At 57.6% G+C, this 533-nt stretch carries 1 rRNA gene; it reads left to right on the forward strand.

From position 1 onward, the window contains the following. Positions 1–162: 162 nt before the first annotated feature. A 5S ribosomal RNA gene (gene rrf / locus GSI01S_RS19410) occupies positions 163–279 on the forward strand. Positions 280–533: the final 254 nt, after the last annotated feature.

Below are 533 nucleotides of genomic sequence, written 5' to 3' on the forward strand. Positions count from 1 at the left end.
TTTTTTCGGATTCAACGAATCACGAGGTTGTGTGAGTCGGTTTCGGTGATTGCGTACACGCACACAGAATGTTTGCTCGTTCATCCACTATGTACTTCTGAAACAACACACAAACCATGATTCCCCTGGGTGGGGGTTGTGGTGTGGATGGTTTCATATTGTTACGGCGGCTATAGCGGTGGGGAAACGCCCGGTCCCATTCCGAACCCGGAAGCTAAGCCCACCTGCGCCGATGGTACTGCACTGTAATGGGTGTGGGAGAGTAGGACACCGCCGAACACAACTTGTTGAGCCCCGATCAGACACCGTCTGATCGGGGCTCAACCCATTTCCCGGGACGTGACCCCGGCCGGCGAGTGCCGTCTGGATACGGCGCGCCTGACAGACCGCGAGCGCACCCTCTTCAGACTGGCTTCAGGCTGGTTGAGCGAGCGGAGCGAGTCGAAACCACCACACGACGGCAGAGTGGTCTCGATACGGCGTGCTCGCTACGCTCACCCGCCTACTCGACAAACTTCGAGGGACCGTCTTTT

The sequence above is a fragment of the Gordonia sihwensis NBRC 108236 genome, from assembly GCF_000333035.1.
In the GTDB taxonomy this organism is placed as follows: domain Bacteria; phylum Actinomycetota; class Actinomycetes; order Mycobacteriales; family Mycobacteriaceae; genus Gordonia; species Gordonia sihwensis.